This window comes from Streptomyces sp. NPDC002513 (genome assembly GCF_053595355.1).
Genome location: NZ_JBSFXK010000063.1, coordinates 16,199 through 36,676, shown reverse-complemented (window position 1 = coordinate 36,676; position 20,478 = coordinate 16,199). Strand labels below are relative to the sequence as shown.

At 70.1% G+C, this 20,478-nt stretch carries 17 protein-coding genes; 12 read left to right on the top strand and 5 right to left on the bottom strand.

Annotated features, from left to right (window positions below; all coding sequences use genetic code 11):
• Positions 1-43: 43 nt before the first annotated feature.
• On the bottom strand, positions 44-1,066 hold the full coding sequence (locus ACWD5Q_RS29505; RefSeq protein WP_451430115.1) for a LacI family DNA-binding transcriptional regulator: 1,023 nt from the start codon (positions 1,064-1,066) through the stop codon (positions 44-46).
• Between the two features lie 227 nt (positions 1,067-1,293).
• Between ACWD5Q_RS29505 and ACWD5Q_RS29500 the strand changes: the two genes are divergently transcribed.
• Genes ACWD5Q_RS29500 through ACWD5Q_RS29455 form a run of 10 tightly spaced genes read left to right on the top strand, consistent with a single transcriptional unit; the run spans position 1,294 to position 11,697 of the window.
• A complete protein-coding gene (locus ACWD5Q_RS29500) occupies positions 1,294-2,574 on the top strand; it encodes an amino acid ABC transporter substrate-binding protein (RefSeq protein WP_451430114.1) in 1,281 nt (426 codons plus the stop codon).
• Positions 2,575-2,580: 6 nt separating this feature from the next.
• Entirely contained in the window at positions 2,581-3,456 is an 876-nt protein-coding gene (locus ACWD5Q_RS29495; protein WP_451430113.1) for a branched-chain amino acid ABC transporter permease, read from the top strand.
• Positions 3,453-4,475, top strand: a complete 1,023-nt coding sequence (locus ACWD5Q_RS29490; RefSeq protein ID WP_451430112.1) for a branched-chain amino acid ABC transporter permease — start codon at positions 3,453-3,455, stop codon at positions 4,473-4,475. The genes ACWD5Q_RS29495 and ACWD5Q_RS29490 overlap by 4 nt, the downstream gene beginning before the upstream one ends.
• A complete protein-coding gene (locus tag ACWD5Q_RS29485; RefSeq protein ID WP_451430111.1) occupies positions 4,472-5,203 on the top strand; it encodes an ABC transporter ATP-binding protein in 732 nt (243 codons plus the stop codon). The genes ACWD5Q_RS29490 and ACWD5Q_RS29485 overlap by 4 nt, the downstream gene beginning before the upstream one ends.
• On the top strand, positions 5,200-6,009 hold the full coding sequence (locus ACWD5Q_RS29480; RefSeq protein ID WP_451430110.1) for an ABC transporter ATP-binding protein: 810 nt from the start codon (positions 5,200-5,202) through the stop codon (positions 6,007-6,009). The genes ACWD5Q_RS29485 and ACWD5Q_RS29480 overlap by 4 nt, the downstream gene beginning before the upstream one ends.
• A 3-nt stretch (positions 6,010-6,012) precedes the next feature.
• Entirely contained in the window at positions 6,013-6,951 is a 939-nt protein-coding gene (locus tag ACWD5Q_RS29475; protein WP_451430109.1) for an NAD(P)-dependent oxidoreductase, read from the top strand.
• 27 nt (positions 6,952-6,978) lie between these two features.
• Positions 6,979-8,226 (top strand): M24 family metallopeptidase, encoded by a 1,248-nt coding sequence (locus tag ACWD5Q_RS29470; protein ID WP_451430108.1) that lies wholly within the window; start codon positions 6,979-6,981, stop codon positions 8,224-8,226.
• A gap of 26 nt (positions 8,227-8,252) precedes the next feature.
• Positions 8,253-9,266: a thiamine pyrophosphate-dependent dehydrogenase E1 component subunit alpha gene (locus ACWD5Q_RS29465; RefSeq protein ID WP_451430107.1), complete on the top strand. Its 1,014-nt coding sequence runs from the start codon at positions 8,253-8,255 to the stop codon at positions 9,264-9,266.
• Positions 9,254-10,231, top strand: a complete 978-nt coding sequence (locus ACWD5Q_RS29460) for an alpha-ketoacid dehydrogenase subunit beta (RefSeq protein ID WP_451430106.1) — start codon at positions 9,254-9,256, stop codon at positions 10,229-10,231. The genes ACWD5Q_RS29465 and ACWD5Q_RS29460 overlap by 13 nt, the downstream gene beginning before the upstream one ends.
• Positions 10,232-10,263: 32 nt before the next feature.
• The gene (locus ACWD5Q_RS29455; RefSeq protein ID WP_451430122.1) at positions 10,264-11,697 is read left to right on the top strand and encodes an NAD-dependent succinate-semialdehyde dehydrogenase; all 1,434 of its coding nucleotides are present in this window, start codon (positions 10,264-10,266) and stop codon (positions 11,695-11,697) included.
• Between the two features lie 254 nt (positions 11,698-11,951).
• On the opposite strand, the gene ACWD5Q_RS29450 is transcribed toward ACWD5Q_RS29455, so the two are convergent.
• From ACWD5Q_RS29450 to ACWD5Q_RS29440, 3 genes are all read right to left on the bottom strand, one after another.
• Positions 11,952-13,298: an MFS transporter gene (locus tag ACWD5Q_RS29450; protein ID WP_451430105.1), complete on the bottom strand. Its 1,347-nt coding sequence runs from the start codon at positions 13,296-13,298 to the stop codon at positions 11,952-11,954.
• Between the two features lie 61 nt (positions 13,299-13,359).
• Complete coding sequence (locus ACWD5Q_RS29445; protein WP_451430104.1) at positions 13,360-15,021, bottom strand: amidohydrolase; 1,662 nt, start codon at positions 15,019-15,021, stop codon at positions 13,360-13,362.
• A 190-nt stretch (positions 15,022-15,211) separates the two neighbouring features.
• Positions 15,212-16,117: an Lrp/AsnC family transcriptional regulator gene (locus ACWD5Q_RS29440; protein WP_451430103.1), complete on the bottom strand. Its 906-nt coding sequence runs from the start codon at positions 16,115-16,117 to the stop codon at positions 15,212-15,214.
• Between the two features lie 200 nt (positions 16,118-16,317).
• Here ACWD5Q_RS29440 and ACWD5Q_RS29435 point away from each other — a divergent pair, with 200 nt between their 5' ends.
• Complete coding sequence (locus tag ACWD5Q_RS29435) at positions 16,318-17,343, top strand: C-terminal binding protein (protein ID WP_451430102.1); 1,026 nt, start codon at positions 16,318-16,320, stop codon at positions 17,341-17,343.
• On the top strand, positions 17,340-18,116 hold the full coding sequence (locus ACWD5Q_RS29430; protein ID WP_451430101.1) for a class II aldolase/adducin family protein: 777 nt from the start codon (positions 17,340-17,342) through the stop codon (positions 18,114-18,116). Before ACWD5Q_RS29435 ends, ACWD5Q_RS29430 begins: the two co-directional genes overlap by 4 nt.
• A gap of 447 nt (positions 18,117-18,563) precedes the next feature.
• Here the strand turns inward: ACWD5Q_RS29430 and ACWD5Q_RS29425 are convergent, their stop codons facing one another.
• The gene (locus ACWD5Q_RS29425; RefSeq protein WP_451430100.1) at positions 18,564-20,105 is read right to left on the bottom strand and encodes a M28 family metallopeptidase; all 1,542 of its coding nucleotides are present in this window, start codon (positions 20,103-20,105) and stop codon (positions 18,564-18,566) included.
• Between the last annotated feature and the right edge of the window lie 373 nt (positions 20,106-20,478).

Here is a 20,478-nt window from a genome sequence, read left to right as displayed (position 1 = left end):
CACCGTGCGCCCTGCCTGGGCAGATGCCTGAACGGACGGCCCGTCAGCCCCGCGGCGCGGGGCCAGTGGAGGCGCGGACGACCAGTTCGCAGCCGAGCAGCAGCGACCGGGGCGGTCCCGGTTGTTCGATGCACTTCAGCAGCATGCGTGCGGCCTCGGCACCGATTTCCTGCTGGGGCACGCGCACCGTCGTCAGCGGCGGGATCATCCGGGGCAGGAACGGCATGTCGTTGAAGCCCACCACGGACATGTCCTCGGGGCACCGCAGCCCGAACGCCGCGAGCGCGTCCAGTGCCCCGAGGGCCACCAGGTCGTTCGCGGCGAACACGGCTGTGGGACGTTCGTGACCTCGGTATGCGGTCAGGAGTTCGTCCATGGCCGCGGTGCCCGCGGCCTCGCTGAATGCGGTGGCGTCGACGACGGGGGTGTGCCGGGGGTCCAGCCCGGCGTGCTCACAGGAGTCGAGGAAGATGCGGCGCCGGATCAGCCCGGTCGACAGTTCCTGCGGGCCCGCGAGGTGGGCGATGCGCCGGTGTCCGAGACCGGTGAGGTGCCGGACGACGGCGTCGACGCCGATCGCCTCGTCCACCGCGACCGACGGTGTCCTCCGATCGTCCAGGACCCGGTTGACGAGCACCATCGGCACCCCGTCCGCCGCCGCGCGCTCGAGCAGGGGGTGCTCGCGGCGCGCGGTCGCGACCAGGAAGCCGTCACACTGACGACCGCGCAGCTCCGCGAAGAGCCGTGCCTCCTTGTCCTCGTCGTTGTCCGTGCTGACCAGCAGCGCCGAGTAACCCGCGACGGCGAGCGCTTCCTCCGCGCCTCTGACGATGGGAGGGAAGAACGGGTTGGTCAGGTCGGGGATGAGGATCGCGACCATCCGGGAGCGCCGGGTGCGCAGGGCACGCGCGACGGAGTTCGGCTGGTAGCCCAGGCTTTCGGCCGCTGCCAGCACCCGTGTTGCCGTCGCCGTCGACACCCGGTGGCGGGTGTCGGGATTCAGGGCTCTCGACGCCGTGCCGGGATGGACGCCGGCCGCTCGCGCCACGTCGCTCAACCTCGTCACAGGCCCCACCGTAAGGCCGGGAACAGCGCGATGGCAATGGATTGCATCAGGGCGATGGCAATGGATTGCATCAGTGGTTGCCGGACATCTTGACACCCCTTGGCCGCGAGCCTAACTTCGCGGCAACCGATTGCGCAGCGGTACGGCACGACCCCGTGCGGTGCACCGTTGCATTGCCCTGAATGGCCATGAATACCCCCTCTCTTCGAGCGTAGGGACGGCTCGCCATGAAAGACAATCGATTGTTGTTGAGGCTCAGTGGACACCGGTGGAGCCGCCGCGGGGTCCTGGGGGCCCTGGCGGCCACGACCGCGGTGGCGCTGGCCGCCTGCGGACCCGCGACCGGGGGACCCGCCCAGGGGGCGGGCAGTGGCCCCGACAAGAAGACGCTGACGATCGGCATCTCGCTCTCCCTGACGGGGGACTTCGCCGATCCCGGCAAGGCCGCCAAGCGCGGCTACGACCTGTGGGCGTCCGACGTCAACGCCCGAGGCGGTGTGCTCGGGCGCAAGGTCTCCGTCAAGATCGTCGATGACACGTCCAACCCGAACCAGGTCACGACGAACTACACCAACCTGATCACCAAGGACAAGGTCGATCTGGTCGTCGGCCCTTACTCCAGCCTGCTGACCATCCCTGCCTCGCAGGTGGCCAAGCGCTACGGCTACGCCTTCCTCGAGCCGGCCGGCGGCGGGCCGAAGGTGTTCGCCCAGCACCTGGACAACCTCTTCTTCGTCCAGCCCGCCGCCATCGTCAGACAGGGCGACATCTTCGTCGACTACCTGCTCTCACTGCCGCCCGCCAAGCGCCCGAAGACCGCCGCGTACGCGTCACTTGACGACCCGTTCGCCACGCCGCTCGCCGACAACGTCCGCAAGCGCCTGGAAGCGGCCGGTATCAAGACGGTGTACTCGCAGACCTACCCCGACAACCTGACCGACCTGACCCCGGTCATCACCAAGGTGGCGGCCGCCAAGCCCGATCTGCTCGTCGCCGGAACGCAGTCCGAGGACGCCTACGGCCAGGTCAAGGCGATGATCCAGCTGGGCTTCAACCCCCGTTGGCTGTTCGTCTCCAACGGCGCCAACAACCCGGTGGAGTTCCCCGACAAGGTCGGCAAGAACAACACCGAGGGCATCTTCACCACCGGTGACTGGTTCGCCGGCTCCCGGCAGCCCGGGGCCCCCGAGTTCGTCAAGGCGTACCTCGCCAAGTACGGCGGCGCGGAGACGGACATCGACACGACCAGCGCCGAGGCGTACTCGGTCGGCACGCTGATCGAAAACGTCGCGAAGAAGACCGGGAAGATCGACAACAAGACCATCATCTCCGCACTGCACTCGGGCACGTGGCAGACGCCGATCGGCAACCTCTCCTGGGACGCCAACGGCGAGCCGAAGAGCCACTACACCCTCGTCCAGTGGCAGAAGCAGCGGTTGACGCCGGTGTACCCGGCCGACGTGGCAGCCGCCAAGCCGGTCACCGCGAAGCCGGCCTGGGGGGAGTGAGCGGTTGTGCACACCTTCATCCAAGCGGTCCTGCTGGGCATCCTCACCGGCGGTGTCTACGCCCTGATGGCCAGCGGCCAGACCCTTGTCTTCGGCATCATGCGGGTGATCAACCTGGCGCAGGGCGCGCTGGTGGTCCTCAGCGCCTACCTGTCGTACTCGCTGTTCACCTGGGCCGGAATCGACCCGTTCGTCGGCATCCTGATCGTCACCCCCGTGATGTTCGTGCTCGGGGCCGTCATCCAATGGGTGTTTCTCCGGCCGCTCGGGAGCGGTGGGGGTGAGCTGAGTCTGCTCGTCATGTTCGCCGTCGCCCTTGCCATCGAAGGCGTGCTGGCGTCGGTGTACAAGACGACCTTCCGCTCCATCAACACCGGTTACCGCGACGCGGCCTGGCACCTGGGCGACTACCGGCTGCCGGTGACGAGGCTGGCGGCCTTCGGGCTGTCCCTCGTCGTCCTGGGCGGGCTGTGGCTGCTGCTGCACCGCACCCGCTTCGGTGCCTCGGTGCGGGCCACCGTGCAGAACCCGACCGCGGCCCGGCTGCTGGGCGTCAACCCCGAACGCATCTCCGCGTTCGGCTTCGGCCTGGGCACGGCGACCGCCGGAGCCGCCGGAGCGGTGTTCGGCCTGGTCTACCCCTTCAACTCGAGCAGCCACTACGACCTCATCGCACGGCTCCTGGCGATCGTCGTCCTCGGCGGACTCGGCAGCCTCGGCGGTGCCGTCGTGGCCGGCGTGCTGATGGGCGTCGCCGAGGCGGTGGTGGCTGCGACCTGGTCACCGTCATGGGCCGGATTCACCTTCTTCACGGCGCTGCTCCTCGTCCTGCTGCTGCGCCCGCAGGGGCTGTTCGGAACACGACTTCGGGGGGCGCTGTGACGTCAACCCTCTCCGCGACGCCTGTGGCCGCAGGCTCCCGCTCCGAACTCGTACGCCGTTCGCGGCTCTGGCGCATCGCAGTGCCGGTCGTCGTCTTCGCGGCGCTGCTGGCCGCGCCCTGGACCGTGGGCCAGGCGTGGATCGTCAACCTGCTGATCTTCACGCTCATGTACGCCACCATGGCGAGCGCCTGGAACCTGGTGGGCGGCCTCGCCGGCTATCCCTCCCTCGGCCACGCGGCGTTCTTCGGCATCGGCGCCTACGGCGAGGCGATCTGGTTCCACAACCACCCGCCCGTCTCCGGCTGGGAGCCCTTCATCGCGCTGCCGGCCGTGGCCGTCGGTACCGCACTGCTGGGGCTGCCGGTCGCCTGGATCGCCATGCGCACCAGAGCCGCGACCTTCGCGATCGTCACGATCACCCTGGTCTTCGTCGTCCAGACGCTCGCGTTCAACGTCCGCGGGCTCACCGGGGGCGCGCAGGGCATCGGGATCGGTCCGGCTCCCTTCAGCGCCGCCTACTTCGCCTTCCCCTTCTACTACGTGCTGGTGGCCCTGCTCGCCGTCGCCGTCGCGGTGACCGCTTTTGTCATGCGGTCGCGGCTGGGCCTGATCCTGGCGACCGTCCGCGACGACGAGGACAAGTCCCGCGGCATCGGGGCCCCCACGGCGGTGGCCAAGCTCGCGGCGTTCGCGCTGTCGGTCGGACTCACCGGTGCGGTGGGCGCGGTGTGGGCGTACTACGTGTCCTTCGTCTACCCGCCGTTCGCGGTGGACCCGCTGGTGACCATCGGCATGGTGCTCATGGTGTACCTGGGCGGGCGGGGGACGTTGTGGGGGCCGGTGCTGGGGGCGTTCCTCGTCGTGCCGGTGCAGCAGTACCTCGCCTACCGGCTCGGCGCCAACTCGCTGCACCTGGTGGGATACGCGGCCCTGTTCCTGGTGGTGATGCTCGTGCTGCCCCGCGGCATCCTGCCCTCGCTCGCGGACCGGATCGGAAAGCGGGTGAGCGGACGATGACGACACTCCTCGAAGTGCGCGGACTGACCAAGTCCTTCGGCGGGGTGCGGGCGGTGGACGACTGCTCGTTCGACGTCGAGGAAGGCTCGGTGACGGCGCTCATCGGTCCCAACGGATCGGGCAAGACGACCGCGTTCAACATGATCACCGGATATCTGGGCGCCGACTCCGGCTCGCTCCGGTTCGCGGGCACCACCTACCAGCACCCGGACCCGGCGGTGCTCTACCGCCGCGGACTCACCCGCACGTTCCAGCAGGCCCGGATCTTCGGCTCGCTCAGCGTACGGGAGAACCTGATCGCCGCCGCGGGGCACCGCTGGACCGGACTGCTCGCCCCGCGCGCCGCCCGGGCCGACCGGGCCCGCGCCGACGAACTGCTCGATGACTTCGGGCTGTCGGCCAAGGCCGACCTGAAGGCGGCCGAACTCTCCTACGGCCAGCGCAAGCTGTGCGAGTTCGCCGCCGTGCTGATGGCGGATCCACGGCTGGTGCTGCTCGACGAACCGACCGCGGGCGTCAACCCGGTGATGATCGAGACGATGGAGCGCCATGTGCGCAGCAGGAACGAGCAGGGAGTCACCTTCCTGATCGTCGAGCACGACATGCCGCTGGTGATGCGGCTGTGCGACCCCGTCGTCGTCCTCGACCGCGGCCGGCCCATCGCGGCCGGTGTACCCGCCGACATCCAGGCCGATCCCCGGGTGCTCGACGCCTACCTGGGGGAATGATGACCGACACCACCTCCGAACCCGCGAACGCGCTGCTCACTCTGGACGGCGTCACAGCCGGATACGGCGCGGGCCTGATCCTCAAGGGCGTCGACCTGACGGTCGCCGCCGGACAGGTCACCTGCCTCATCGGGCCCAACGGCTCGGGCAAGTCCACGACCCTGAAGACGATTTCGGGGCTGCTGAAGCCGGCCTCGGGCACCGTCACCTTCCGGGGCGAGGACATCTCGCGGCTCAGTGCCCGGGAACGGCTCCTGCGCGGCATCGTCCACGTACCGCAGGACCGCAGCCTCTTCCCGGCGATGACCGTGCGGGAGAACGTCGAGATGGGCGGCTACGTCCTGCGCGACCGGCGCCTGATCGCCGAGCGCTGGGAGCACATCGCCGCCTCCTTCCCGATGGTGGCCGACCGGGCGAGCGCCCACGCCGGCTCCCTGTCCGGCGGCGAGCAGAAGACCGTCGAGATCGCGCGGACCCTGATGCTCGACCCCGTCCTCATCCTCCTGGACGAGCCCTCCATCGGGCTCGACCCCAAGTCCCGTGTCGCCGTCTTCCGCAGCGTCGCGGACCTCGCGGCCGCCGGGCGTTCCGTCCTCCTGGTGGAGCAGAACGCCCGTTCCGGCCTGGCCGTCTCGCACACCGGCGTCGTCCTCGAGGGCGGCCGGGTCGCCCTGACGGGCACCGGCGCCGATCTGCTCTCCGATCCGGAGGTCGGCCGGCTGTACCTCGGGGCCGCAGCCCGGCCCGCCACACCTCTCGCCTCCTCCCTCCCGTCGCCCGCCGGCGACCGCACCCGACAGGACTGACTCATGACCGACAGCACGACTCGTCCCACCATCGGCTGGGCCGGCACCGGCCGCATGGGCTACGCCATGGTGTCCCGCCTCCTGCGCGCGGGCCACGACGTCACCGTCTACAACCGCACCCGCAGCAAGTGCGAGCCGCTGAGCGAGCTGGGCGCCACCATCGTGGACAGCGCCGCGGAACTGGCCGACCGCGACATCGTGTTCACCATGGTCAGCGCGAGCAAGGACTTCGCCGAGGTCACCCTCGGCGAGCAGGGCATCCTGCGGCAGTCCGCCAAGCCCCGAATCCTCGTCGACTCCTCCACCGTCTCCCAGGACGTCTCGGCACAGGTACGGAAGGAGGCGGAGAAGGCCGGCACCGCGCTGCTCGTGGCCCCCGTGTCGGGCAACGCCAAGGTCGTCAAGGCAGGCCGTCTCTCCACGGTCGTCTCCGGCCCCCGCGAGGTCTTCGACGAGGTCGAGCCGCTGCTCGGCATCATCGCCGCCTCGGTCACCTACGCCGGGCCGGACGACGTGGCCCGCCTGGTGAAGCTCGCGCACAACATCTTCCTCGGTGTCGTCGCCCAGTCGATGGCCGAGATCACCATCCTGGCCGAGAAGGGGGGTGTGAGCCGGGCCGCGTTCCTGGACTTCCTCAACGGCTCCGTCCTCGGCTCGGTCTTCACCCGCTACAAGACCCCCGCCTACGTGAACCTCGACTTCACGCCGACGTTCACGCCCCAACTGCTGCGCAAGGACTTCGACCTCGGCCTCGCCGCGGCCCGGGAACTGGAAGTCCCGATGCCGGTCGCGGCGCTGACCCACCAGATCGTCCAGCAGTCCGTCGGCCGTGGCTACGAGGACACCGACTTCGCGGTCCTGCTCCTGGAGGCCGCCCGCTCGGCCGGGCTCACCCTCGTGCCCGAGGAGGCGGATGTCTCCGACGGCCTGAGCGCCTCGTAAACCACACCTTCACACCACCAGGAGAAGATGGTGACCATCACCCAGCTGTCGGCGGCCCCCGGGCACACCGCCGTCGACTTCGAGACCCGTGTCGACTTCGACCGACTGCGCGCCTATCGGCTGTCCCGCGCCCGCGCCGCCCTGGACGCCTCGGAGCTGGGCGCGGTCCTGCTCTTCGACGTCAACAACATCCGCTATGTCACCGGCACCATGATCGGTGAGTGGTCGCGGGACAAGATGACCCGCTACGCGCTGCTGACCCGCGACCACGAGCCGATGGTCTGGGACTTCGGCTCCGCCGCCCGCCACCACCAGCTGTACGCACCCTGGCTGCAGCCGGAGAACTGCCGCGCCGGAATGCTGGGCCTGCGCGGCGCCGTCGCACCCGAAGTGGGTCTGATGCGACGCGCGATCGCCGAGCTGAAAGGCATCCTGGCCGACCACGGCGTCGCCGACGCGCCCATCGGCATCGACATCGTCGAGCCGCCGTTCCTGTTCGAGATGCAGGACGCCGGGCTCACCGTCGTCGACGCCCAGCAGGTCATGCTGGACGCCCGCGCCGTGAAGAACCCCGACGAGATCATGCTGCTGTCGCAGGCCGCGGCGATGGTCGACGGCGCCTACCAGCAGATCTCCGAGGCCCTCAAGCCCGGTGTGCGCGAGAACGACATCGTCGCGCTGGCCAACAAGTACCTCTACGAGCAGGGCTCGGACGACGTGGAGGCCATCAACGCCGTGTCCGGGGAGCGGTGCAACCCCCATCCGCACAACTTCACCGACCGTCTCATCCGGCCCGGCGACACCTGCTTCTTCGACATCATCCAGTCGTACAACGGCTACCGCACCTGCTACTACCGCACCCTGAACGTCGGCTCCTCCACCCCCAGCCAGCGCGACGCCTACACCAGGGCACGCGAGTGGATCGACGCCGCCATCGAGCTCGTACGCCCCGGGCAGACCACCGACGTCATCGCCAAGGCCTGGCCCAAGGCCACCGACTTCGGATTCGCCACCGAAATGGACTGCTTCGGCCTGCAGTTCGGCCACGGGCTGGGGCTGGGCCTGCACGAGCGGCCCATCATCAGCCGCCTGAACTCCCTCGAGCACCCGGCGGAGATCCAGGAAGGCATGGTCTTCGCGCTCGAGACGTACTGCCCGGCCTCGGACGGCTACTCCGCCGCGCGCATCGAGGAGGAGGTCGTGGTCACCGCCGACGGCGCGCGTGTCCTCACCCTGTTCCCCGCGCAGGAGCTGTTCGTCGCCAACCCCTACTAGACCCACCGGAAAGGAGGTACGGGATCGTGACAACCCCGCAGACCCGGCACACCGCGCCGGACATCGACGAGCCCACCCGTCTGGCGCTCTACCAGCAGATGGTGCGGATGCGCGGCATGGAGAAGCGCGCATACGACCTGTTCCTGCAGAACCTCGTCAAGGGCACCAGCCACCTGTCCCTCGGCCAGGAGGCCATCGCCGCCGGCTTCGGCGTCGCGATGCGACCTGACGACTACACCTTCGCCACCTACCGCGGCCACGCCCACACCCTCGCCCGCGGCGTACCGATGACCGGCATCCTGGCCGAGCTGATGGGCCGTGCCAACGGCCTGATGGCCGGCAAGGGCGGCAGCATGCATCTGACGTCCGTCGAGCACGGGATGATGGGGTCGTACGCCATCATCGGCGCGCATCTGCCGATCGCCACCGGAGCCGCCTGGTCGGCCCAGCACCGCGGCACCGGGCAGGTAGCCGTCTGCTTCTTCGGCGACGGCACGACGAACATCGGCGCCTTTCACGAGGCGCTGAACCTGGCGGCGGTCTGGAAGCTGCCCGTGGTGTTCGTGTGCGAGAACAACCTGTACATGGAGTACACGCCGATCGGCTCGGTGACCGCCGTGCCGAACCCGGCGGCCGACCGGGCCGCGGCGTACGGCCTGTCGCCGGTCACCGTCGACGGCAACGACCCCGACGCGGTGTACGAGACCGCGGCCGCCGCCCTGGCGCGGGCACGCTCCGGCGAGGGCCCCTCCCTCATCGAGGCCAAGACCTACCGGCACGGCGGCCACTCACGGGCCGACCCGGCCAAGTACCGCCCCGCGGCGGAGGTCGAGGCATGGCTGAAACGCGACCCTCTCCCCGCCTACCGGCAGCGGCTGCTCGATCTCGGTGTCGCGGAGTCGGTCCTCGGCGACATCGAGGCTGAATCGGCCCGCCTGGTGGACGAGGCGACCGAGCAGGCCAAGGCGGGACCGCAACCGGGTGTGGACCTGGTGTTCAAGGACGTGTGGGCTGACGGAGGTGCAACATGGCGCAACTGACCTACCGCGACGCGGTCGCCCGCGGCATCGCGCAGGAGATGCGGCGGGACGAGTCGATCGTCTTCCTCGGCGAGGACATCGCCGCCGCCGGGGGCGTGTTCAAGACGACGGCCGGCCTGCTGGACGAGTTCGGTCCGGCCCGTGTGCGCGACACGCCCATCTCCGAGCAGGCGATCCTGGGCGCCGCGATGGGCGCGGCCATGACCGGCCTGCGACCCATCGCCGAGATCATGTTCTCCGACTTCTTCGCGGTCTGCTGGGACATCGTGGTGAACCAGATCGCCAAGTCGCGGTACATGACGAACGGCCAGATGTCCTTCCCCCTGGTCATCAAGTCCGGCAACGGCGGCGGTCTGCGCTTCGGCGCGCAGCACTCCCAGGACATCGCCAACTGGGCGATGGCCGTGCCCGGCCTCAAGGTGGTCGTCCCCTCCAACCCCACCGACGTCGTCGGTCTGATGGCGGCCGCCGTCCGTGACCCCGACCCCGTGCTCTTCCTGGAGGCCAAGGGTCTGTACCCCACCAAGGCCGAGGTGCCCGAGGGCGACATCGTCGACGAGCTCGGCAAGGCGCGTGTGCTGCGGCACGGCGGCGACGTCACGCTGGTCTCGCTCGGTCTGATGGTGCCCCGCACGCTCGCCGCCGCCGAGCAGCTCCGGCAGCAGCACGGCATCGACGCCACCGTCATCGATCTGCGCAGTCTGGTTCCGCTCGACGTCAGCACGGTGCTCGGCTCCCTGGAGCACACCGGCCGTCTGTTCACCGTCGAGGAGAACCCCCGGCTGTGCGGCTGGGGCGCGGAGCTGGTGTCGATCGTCGCGGAGGAGGGCTTCACCACCCTGGACGGGCCGCTGGTGCGGATCACCACACCGCATGTGCCGCTGCCGGCCGCCGACGCCCTGGAGGACGCGACCCTCCCGAGCACCGCCCGCATCGTCGAGACCGTCGCGAAGAGCGTCGACTGACCGGCTCCGGGAGACCGATCGTGAGTACTTCTATGGACACCCCGACTCAACTGCTCATCGGCGGCCGGTGGACGCCGGCCGGTGACGGCGGAACCCTGGAGGTGGTCGACCCCGCGTACGCCGAACCTCTCGCGGAGGTCGCGAACGCCACCACGGAGGACGCCGTGGCGGCCGTGGACGCCGCGCACACCGCCCTGGACGCCTGGCGGGCCACGGCGCCGCGCGAGCGCGGCGAGATCCTGCGGCGGGCGTTCGAACTGATGACGGAGCGCGCCGACGCTTTCGCCGAACTCATCGTCAGGGAGAACGGCAAGGCCCTGGCCGACGCACGTGCCGAGGTGGCGTACGCGGCGGAGTTCTTCCGCTGGTACGCCGAGGAGGCGGTACGCGCGACGGGCACCGTCCAGACGGCGCCCTCCGGTACCAACAAGATCATGGTGCTGCGCCAGCCCGTGGGCGTCGCGCTGCTCATCACGCCGTGGAACTTCCCCGCCGCCATGGCCACCCGCAAGATCGGCCCTGCTCTGGCGGCGGGCTGCACCGTCGTCCTCAAGCCGGCCTCCGACACTCCGCTGACCGCGCTCGCGCTGGGGGCGCTGCTCGTGGAGGCGGGCGTGCCGGACGGTGTGGTCAACGTGGTCCCCTCACGCCGCTCCGCCCGGCTCGCCGAGGTCCTGCTCGCCGACCCGCGGGTCCGCAAGGTGTCGTTCACCGGTTCCACGGAGGTCGGGCGCGAACTGCTGCGCCAGGCGGCCGGGTCGGTGGTGAACGCCTCCATGGAACTCGGTGGGAACGCCCCGTTCCTGGTGCTCGCCGGTGCCGACCTCGACCGGGCCGTCGCCGGAGCCATGGTCGCCAAGATGCGCAACGGCGGGGAGGCGTGCACGGCCGCCAACCGCTTCTACGTCCATGCCTCGATCGCCGAGGAGTTCGGCCGCCGCCTCGCCTCGGCCATGACCGCACTCACGGTCGGGCCCGGACTGACAGCGGGCGTGGACGTCGGACCGCTGGTGAACGAGTCGGCGCGGAAGAAGGTCGGTGAACTCGTCGCGGGGACCGTCGACGCCGGCGCCCGGCTCCTCGCCGGAGGGACGGCCCCCGACCGCGCCGGATACTTCTACCTGCCGACCGTGCTGGGCGACGTTCCCCAGGACGCGCCCATCCTGTCGGAGGAGATCTTCGGCCCGGTCGCGCCCGTCGTTGCCTTCGACGACCTCGACGAGGCGATCCGGATGGCCAACGACACCGAGTACGGCCTGGTGTCCTACGTCTACACCGGGGACCTGGCCGAGGGGCTTCGGGTGTCCGAGGCGCTGGAGTCCGGCATGGTCGGCCTCAACCGCCCGGTCGTGTCGGACCCGGCCGCGCCGTTCGGCGGTGTCAAGCAGTCCGGTCTCGGGCGCGAGGGCGGGCCCGACGGCCTGCTGGAGTTCACCGAGAGCAAGTACATCGCCGTGGACTGGTGACCGGTCCGGCTCCCGGCAGCAGGGCAACGGGGCCGGTCGGGTTCGCCCGGCCCCAGGGGCTCGGCCACCTCGGCCGAGCCCCGGCCCCGCGGGATGAGAGCGATCCCGGCTCCATGGGGAAGGTGGTGGGACGAGCGGAGGGCGCCTGACGAGCGGTGGGGAGGTCAGGCGCCCTCCGCGCGGTCTCTGGAAGAAGCCCGGCACGGGTGAGCGGAGTGGGGCCGGATGAGCGGCCGGCCCGGCCGGCACCGACGTCAGGCGGTCGCGATGAGCGGCTCGGCCTGGTCGGCCCGGGCGGAGGCGGCGAGAGCCGTACGCTGACTGTGCAGATGCATCGTGCACCAGATGCCGATGACCGAGATCGCCATCAGGAGGGCTGCCGCAGGCCAGTAGTGACCGCCGGCCAGCGCGGTGAGCGATACCGCGGCGAGCGGGGCGAAGCCGCCGAAGACCATGTTGCAGATCTGGTACGACAGCGAGATGCCGGTGTACCGGACGCGCGGCTCGAAGCCCTCGGCGAGGATCGCGGCGATCGGGCCGTAGAGTGCGGACATCACCAGGCGCATCGCCAGCATGGCCGCGTAGATCAGGAAGACGCTGCCCGTGCCCATCACCATGAACTGTGGCGCCGCCAGCACCACCACGCCCACGAGGCCCCCGATCACCACCTTGTGCGCGCCGACGCGGTCGCCGAGCCAGGAGAGGACGGGGGTGACGACCAGTTCCAGGAAGGCCGCCAGGGACATGCCGTTGAGCAGCATCGACTCCGACAGCTTCAATTCGCCGGTGCCGTACGAGAGCAGGTAGCTGGTGACGACGTAGTAGCCGCCGGTCGCCGTGGCGAGGGCGAAGACACCGGTCAGCACCGTCCGCCAGGAGGTGTGGAAGACCTCGAGGACCGGCAGCCTGTCGTCGTCGGCAGCCGCCCGCTCGGCACGGATCTCTTCCATGACGGGAGCCTCCTCCAGCTTCAGCCGGATGGCGAGGCCGATGCCCACGAGCACGGCGGAGGCGAGGAACGGCACGCGCCAGCCCCAGGACTTGAACGCCTCGTCGCCCCACAGGTGCATCAGGGAGAACGCACCGGTCGACAGCAATGCCCCGACCGAGGAGCCCAGTTGGGCGAAGGACCCGAAGAAGGTCGCCTTGCCCTTCGGGGCGTTCTCGACGGCGACCAGCACCGCACCGCCCCACTCGCCGCCGATCGCGATGCCCTGAACCAGGCGCAGGGCGATCAGCAGGGCGGGGGCGAGAGCACCGACCTGGGCGTAGGTGGGCAGCAGGCCGATCGCGAAGGACGCGATACCCATCATCAGCAGAGTGATGACCAGGGTCTTCTTACGGCCGACCCGGTCGCCCATGTGCCCGAAGACGATGCCGCCGAGCGGGCGGAGGAGGAAGCCGACGGCGAAGGTGCCGAACGCCGACAGCGTCCGGAGGAACGGTGACATGTCCGACGGGAAGAAGACGTCGTTGAAGACGATCGCCGCCGCGGTGGCGAAAGCGTAGAAGTCGTACCACTCGATGGATGTCCCGACGAGCGCGGCGAACGCCGCTCTCAGTGGGTGCTGTCCATGCGCCTGCTGGGTTGTGTGGGACATACGGGCCTCCGGAAGGAGCGGGGGAGCGGGGACGGAAGGAGGGGAAGGAGAAGGGCGGGCGTCAGCGGGCCGGTGCCGACCAGGCACGTGCGCCGCCGATCCATGTCTCGCGCACGCCGATCGAGGTGAGTGCGTCCGGCTCGGCCGGCAGCGGGTCGGCGTCCAGGACGACGAAGTCCGCCAGCATGCCCGGTGCCAGGGCACCCACCATGTGCTCGCGGTGCAGGGCGCGCGCGGCCGAGGCCGTATGGGCGTGCAGGCCGTCGGCGACCGGCAGCCGCAGGGACGTGTCACCCAGAACGGTGCCGAGGACCGTCCGCCGCGTCGCCGCCGCCGACACCGCCTCCAGCGGGGCGGGCGGTGCCACCGGGGCGTCCGAGCTGAACACGACCGGGACGCCGGCGGGCAGGCACAGGCCGGCCGGGTTGTAGCGGTGGCCGAGCTCGCCGACCGCCGTCAGCGTCCCGTCGCCGGTCCGCAGATGGTGCTGCGGCTGCATCACGGGTACGACGCCGAGCGTTCCCATCCGGGTGATCTGCTCGTCCGTGGGCAGCCCGCAGTGCTCGATGCGGTGCCGCATGCCGGGGCGCGGCGTCTCCGCCTGCGCCTTCTCGACGGCGTCGAGCACCATGCCGATGGCGTACGGCGACTGGGCGTGCGTCGCGGTCTGCAGCCCGGCGCCGTGGGCGCGGCGGACGATCTCCGCGTACTCCTCGGCGGAGTGGTACAGCTGTCCGTGGTGGCAGCAGTCGGCCGCGTAGCCCTCCGGGAAGTACGCCGTCCAGCCGCCGAGCGTGCCGTCCGCGTAGAACTTGACGCCCTGCACGCGGAAGAGGTCGTCGCCGAAGCCGTGCACGACACCCAGGTCCAGGGCGGTGTCGAGCAGTGCGGAGGTGAGGTACGCGGAGACCCGCATGCGCAGGGTGCCCGCCTCGCGGGCGCGCAGATACGTCTCCATCTCACGACGCGAGGCCTGTGCGTCGCCGACCGTCGTCACACCGGCGGCGAGGAACGTCTCCTGAGCGCGCATCAGATGGTCGGCCATGATGTCGTCCGGCTCGGACAGATGGAAGTTCGGGCCGTGGTTGCCGATCTTGACCCCGCCGGGGCCGGTGAGCATGTCGCAGGCCGCGTCCCACAGCTGACCATCCGGGTCGCCGGACGGGAAGCGGCCGATGGAGCCGCCCTCCGGGTCCGGCGTGCCGGCGGTGATGCCGCAGGCGCGCAGCGTGTGGGTGTTCACGACGCCGCCGTGGCCGGAGGCGTTCATGACGTACACCTCGCGGTCGGTGGCGATCCGGTCGAGATCGTGGCAGGTGGGGTGGCGGCGCTCGGCGAGGCGGCGGTGTTCGTACCCGAAGCCGCGCACCGGTACGCCGCCGGGCAGTTCGCGGGCCGCCTCGGTCAGTACGGCGACGAGTGTGTCGATGTCCGGTACGCGCTCCGGGCGGCAGTCCACCCAGGCCAGCGCCTGGCCGTACATCACCGGGTGGCAGTGGGCGTCGACGAAGCCGGGGTGGACCAGTCCGCCGTCGAGTTCCAGGGACTCGTCGATCCGGCCACCGAGCGCTGCGCGGGCGTCGTCGACGGTGCCGATGTGCACGATGCGGTCACCGCGCACGGCGAGCGCATCGGCCCGCACCGGGGTGCCCGCGGCGGCGACGGCAGCACCGGTCACCAGCAGGGTGCGGTCGGTGCGGGAGTCAGGGAGGGGATGGTGCATGAGTGGTCTGCTTTCGGCCAAGGGAACGCCGCAGGGCACGAGTGATCCAGGACGCCTGAGTGCGGCTGATTCGTTCGTCGAGACCATAGATAACGAACGACAGATTGACTAGAAGGTGAGTAGAAAAACTTTTCGGAAGCCGTGAGGCTTCTTGCTTACGGATCCTCTGCACTGAAGGGATCGGGGCGGGTCAGGCGGTCGGGACGGTCAGGTCGTAGCGCTCCTTCACCAGCTCCAGATGCACCCAGCTCTCCACGCCTCGCACCCCCGGGCACCCCCGCATGTCGTCCAGCGTGTCCCGCACCGCCGCCAGCGACTCCGCGGTGATCGTGCCGACGAGCTCCGCCCGCCCGACGCATGCCGACAGGAAAGACACCCGGTCCCAGGCGGCCAGCGCCTGGGCTACCGGCTCGCGCGCTCCCTCGATGCGCACCGCGAAGCCGCACAGGTAGCCGAGTCCCAGGAGTTCGGGGCGGACCAGGGCCAGCACCTTCAGTACGCCGCCGTCCAGCAGGCGCAGGGCGCGGGAGCGGGTGGCACCCGCGGACAGGCCCACCCGGTCGGCCAGCTCCGCGAACGGCAGTCGCCCGTCCTGCTCCAGCTCGTCCAGAATCCGCAGATCGATGGCGTCGAGCTCGGCCGCGGACACGGTCGGTTCCTCGGCCGGCAGATACGGGTCCTTCAGATGCCGGATGCCGATCAGCGGGTCGACGGCCGACACCCCGGGCAGCGCCCTCACTCGCTCGATGCCCCGGTCCAGCTCGTCGAACCCCTCGGTGCGCAGCTCGGCCATGATCGCGCGCTGGCCGGCGGTGAGGGTGACGAACGGCGCCTGCGGCATCGCGGCGATCGCCCGGGCGACCGGCTCCGCCCTGCCGTACGTCGCGATCGACAGATGCGCGGACGAGGTCAGGCCGCGCACCGCCGGATGGACGACAGCCACGACGCGCACTGCTCCCGAGTCGAGCAGGCGCTGGACCCGGGCCCCGGTCGCCGGGCGCGACAGGCCCACCCGCTGTGCCAGCGTCTCGTAGGTGAGGCGGCCGTCCGTCTGCAGTTCGCGGACGACGGCCAGGTCGATGCGGTCCAGATCCACCGGGGCTGATCCCTTCGGTTCGGCGGCCCGGCTGCGGGCCGCCGCCCGGGTCCGGTGACATTCTCGGGCACCCGGCCGACCGGACGCGCCGCCGGTGAGATCCCTCACAGAATTACGAGCCAGTAGTGAATAGACAGAACGGCAAGAGGAATCGTAACTTGCAAGCGCAAGAAACCGACGAATCCTCTGTGGAGGGATGTGTGGGGCACCCCGTGGTCGTCTTCACGGACACCGAAGACCTCGATCCGGAGCCCGGAGTGCGGCTGCTGGCCGATTCCGGCTTCGACGTACGCGTCGGCGACAGCCGTGATCCCGACGCCATTGCCGCGCTCGCCCACGACGCGGTGGCCCTGATCGTCGGGTACGCCCCCGTCGATGCCGCGCTCCTGGACCGGCTGCCGCGGCTGCGGATCATCGCGACGATGTCCGCCGGACACGACATGGTGGACATCGCGGAAGCCCGGCGGCGCGGACTGTGGGTGGCCAACCTCCCCGACGCGGCCACCGAGGACGTCGCCGTCCACGCCCTTGCCTGCGCGCTGTCACTCGTACGCCGCCTGCCGCAGGCCGACGCGGTGGTCAGGGCGGGCGGCTGGAACACCGACTTCATCAGCGTCGGCACAGGCACCGGCGCCGGCACAGGCACCGGTGCCGGACTGCCTCGCCGGGCGAGCGAACTGACGCTCGGTCTCGTCGGTCTCGGCCGGATCGCCCGGCACTTCGCGCGCCTCGCGGCGCCCGTCTTCGGGCGGGTCGCCGCGTACGACCCACACCTCGGCCGGGAGCACTGGCCGGCCGGCGTCGAGCGGTACGACGACTTGGGTGCGCTGGCCGCCGCCTCAGGAGTGCTGTCCCTGCATGTGCCGCTCACCCCGGGCACCCACGGCCTGGTGGGGGAGGAGCTGCTGGGGCGGATGCCGACCGGCGCCTTCCTCGTCAATGTCGCCCGCGGCGAACTGGTCGACCCGGCCGCACTGCTCGCCGCGCTCGACAGCAGCCGGCTCGTCGGCGCCGCCCTCGACGTCTTCCCCGTCGAACCGCCGCCCGCCGACGACCCGTTGCGTCGGCACCCCCGTATTCAGACATCTCCGCACAGCGCCTTTCTGTCCGACGCCTCACGGCGGGCCTATGTCTGCAAGCCCGCCGAGAACGTCATCGCCTGGCTGCGCACCGGGCGCCCGCTGACCCCCGTCGTCGACCCGATCGCCGAAGGAGCCACCCCGTGACCACTGCCCCCCTTGCCGCTGAGGTGTCCACTGCCGAGGAGCTGCGGCTGCGCCGCGAACTGGCCGCCGTCTACCGGCTCGTCGCCCACTTCCGCATGACGGACCTGATCTTCACGCACATCTCGCTGCGGCTGCCGGGCCCCGACCACCACTTCCTCATCAACCCGTACGGGCTGCTCTTCGAGGAGATCACCGCGTCCAACCTGGTGAAGATCGACCTCGACGGGAACCTGGTGGAGCCCTCTCCGTACCCGGTCAACCCGGCCGGTTTCGTGATCCACAGCGCTGTCCACGCCGCCCGCCCCGACGCCCACTGCGTGCTGCACACCCATACCAAGGCAGGCTGTGCCGTCGCCGCCCAGCAGGGTGGGCTGCTGCCGCTGAACCAGATGTCGATGGAGTTCCACAACCGGGTGGGCTACCACGACTACGAAGGCGTCGCTCTCAACCTCGACGAACAGAAGCGACTGGTCGCCGACATCGCCGGCCATCCAGCCCTCATCCTGCGCAACCACGGCCTGCTGACGGTCGGCGAGACCGCCGCGCAGGCGTTCCTGCGCATGTACTACTTGGAGAAGGCCTGCGAGATCCAGGTCACCGCCCAGGCCGGCGGCGGCCCGCTGGTCGTCCCGCCCGCCGAGGTGTGCGCATACACGGCGCAGCAGCTCGCCGGCGAGGCGTCCGCCGACTTCCAGGACGAGGACGCCTACGAGCTGGCCTGGGCGGCGCTGCTGCGCCTGCTGGACCGGATCGCTCCTGAGTACAAGGACTGACAATGTGAAGTGGAGCGAGGCACAGCACCACGAGGCAGCGGTGGGCGGTGCTGCGGCCACCGTCACGACCCGGACGGCGTGCGCGACTGATGGCGCGTCGTGGCATGTCTGCCGCGGTCATCCCGATGGCGGTCCTGCAGCCGGCCGCCCGCATCAGCCTGGCGACCCGGCGGCGGCCGCAGGGGCACCCTTCCGTTGCAGGGCTGCGTGGATGCACGGGGCTTCGTAGCTGCCGCGCGAGTGCTGGTGAACCGCTGCGATCTGACCGGTCAGTTCGGCATCACGGACCGCCCGCGGACCGGGTCGTCCGGTTCGGCGGGCGTAGAAGGCGGTTCGCGAGACCTTCAGCAGTTCATACGCGCGCTTGACGTTGTGGCCGCTCTGCTTCTCCGCCTCGATGAAGGGGAGGGCCGGACGGTCCAGCCCTCCCCCCGTGTGTACCGGGAGTTACTCGGCGACCTCGTGGTCGTGGCCCTCGTGCAGGCCACCGCCGCTGCCCGCCGACCCCTTGGTGTTCTGCGGCGCCACCGGCTTGCTCAGGAGGCTGGTGTCCCAGGCGTACTGGCCCACAGCGTTGGCGATGACGTCGACGTTGACGTCGAACGCCTTCATGTTGATGTTCTTCAGGGTGTCGCAAGCGGCGTGGTAGCAGGCGTCGTACGCGACATCGGCCTTACCGCCGTACACCTTTGCCTGCTCGGCCGTCTTGATGCCCTCGGCACCGGTGAAGGTGCCGCCCGAGGGGATGCCCACCTCGATGAACGGCCCGTAGTCCGACCGGCCGGTGAAGTCGGTGCCCTCGTGCGGGATGCCCCGGCTGTCCAGGTAGTCGGTGATCTGCCGCTCCAACTGCGCCGAGCCCTCCGGGCCGGGGCCGGCACCGACCTGGTCGGAGTCGTCGCCGTCGTAGACGAACTGGGCGTAGTTCGGCGAGGCGATCATGTCAAAGTTCAGGTACAGCTTGACCTTCGCAAGGTCCGCCGCCGAGAGGCTGTTGACGTACGCCTGCGAGCCCAGCAGGCCGAACTCCTCAGCCGACCACCAGGCGAAGCGCACCTTGTTCTTGACGTTCTCGTGGGCAAGGTTCAGGGCCACATCGAGGATGCCGGCGGAGCCGGAGCCGTTGTCATTGATGCCCGGGCCGGCCGCCACCGAGTCCAGGTGGGCGCCGAACATCACCACGTTGTCGGTGTCGCCGCCCTTGGTCTCGGCGATTACGTTGTAGGTGTGCCGGGTCTCCGCGAAGGTGCGGATCTCCAGGTTGACGGTCACTGCGCCGGCGGCGGCCTTGGCCGCGAGCGCCTCGCCGTCCGCCTGCGTGACGCCGCCGGCCGGGATCTTGGCGACGGACGGGTCTCCCAGGGTGCCGTTGAGCGCGCCCTCGGTGTTGTTGTAGATGATCGCGCCGACCGCGCCCGCACCGGCGGCGGTCTCCTGCTTCTGCGCAAAGGGGCAGCCACCGCGCTTGATCAGCGCGATCTTGCCGGTGAACGTCCCGGGGGCGTAGTCCTCCGGCTCGCAGCCGGTGGTGGCGTCGACCGGCACCACCGCGACCGGGGCGGTGATACCGCCGACCGGGCTGCTGGCGGAGTACGTCATGGCGATCAACGGGACGTCCTGCTGCTGCGGCGACACCACCCGCAGGCTCTGCGCCAGCGTCTGGGTGAACGGGTAGTCGAACTCGTTCCGGGTCACCGAGTACCCGGCCTTCCTCAGCAGGCCTTCGACGTACTCGGCCGACTGTCGGTGCCCCTCCGACCCGGCCACCCGGGTGTTCCCGTTCTTGTCAGCGATCCGCTGGAACTGCTTCAGATGTTCGTAGGCATCCTCGCCGTTGCTCTTCTTGACGAGCTTCTCTGCGAGCTTGGCAGCTTCCTTGGCAGGGTCGCTGTGGGCGGAGGCGGTGCCCGATCCGATCAGCAGCAGCGGCGCTATGAGCCCTGCGACGGATACAGCGGCTACCGTGGTGCGGCGGTTCCGAGCGTTCAAAACGCTTCCTTCCGGCGGTTCATGAGAAAAAGGCGTAATGGCCGAACATAGGCCGAACGGCGTGAGGCGGTACTCCGGGGCAGGCAGGGGTGACCGGATCGCTCCGCCCTCTGCCACCGGCAAGGAGAAAGGTATCTGTTCAGTAAACGCTTGGTAATGGGTTGACATGAATCTTCGGCGGCGACGCCGTCCGTGCGCGGTACCGAGCACACCGATCGATGCTGATCCAACCGAAGTTGACGGCAAGTCACCGGAGCTGACCAGGGCCGTGACTGGTTCGCCCGGCCCGGGCACGCGGCGGCCGTCCGTTGGACTTGCGGGCTGAACTGGCCCGCCCGCTGCCGTGGGGGCCGGCCGTGCTCGCTTTCGCGGC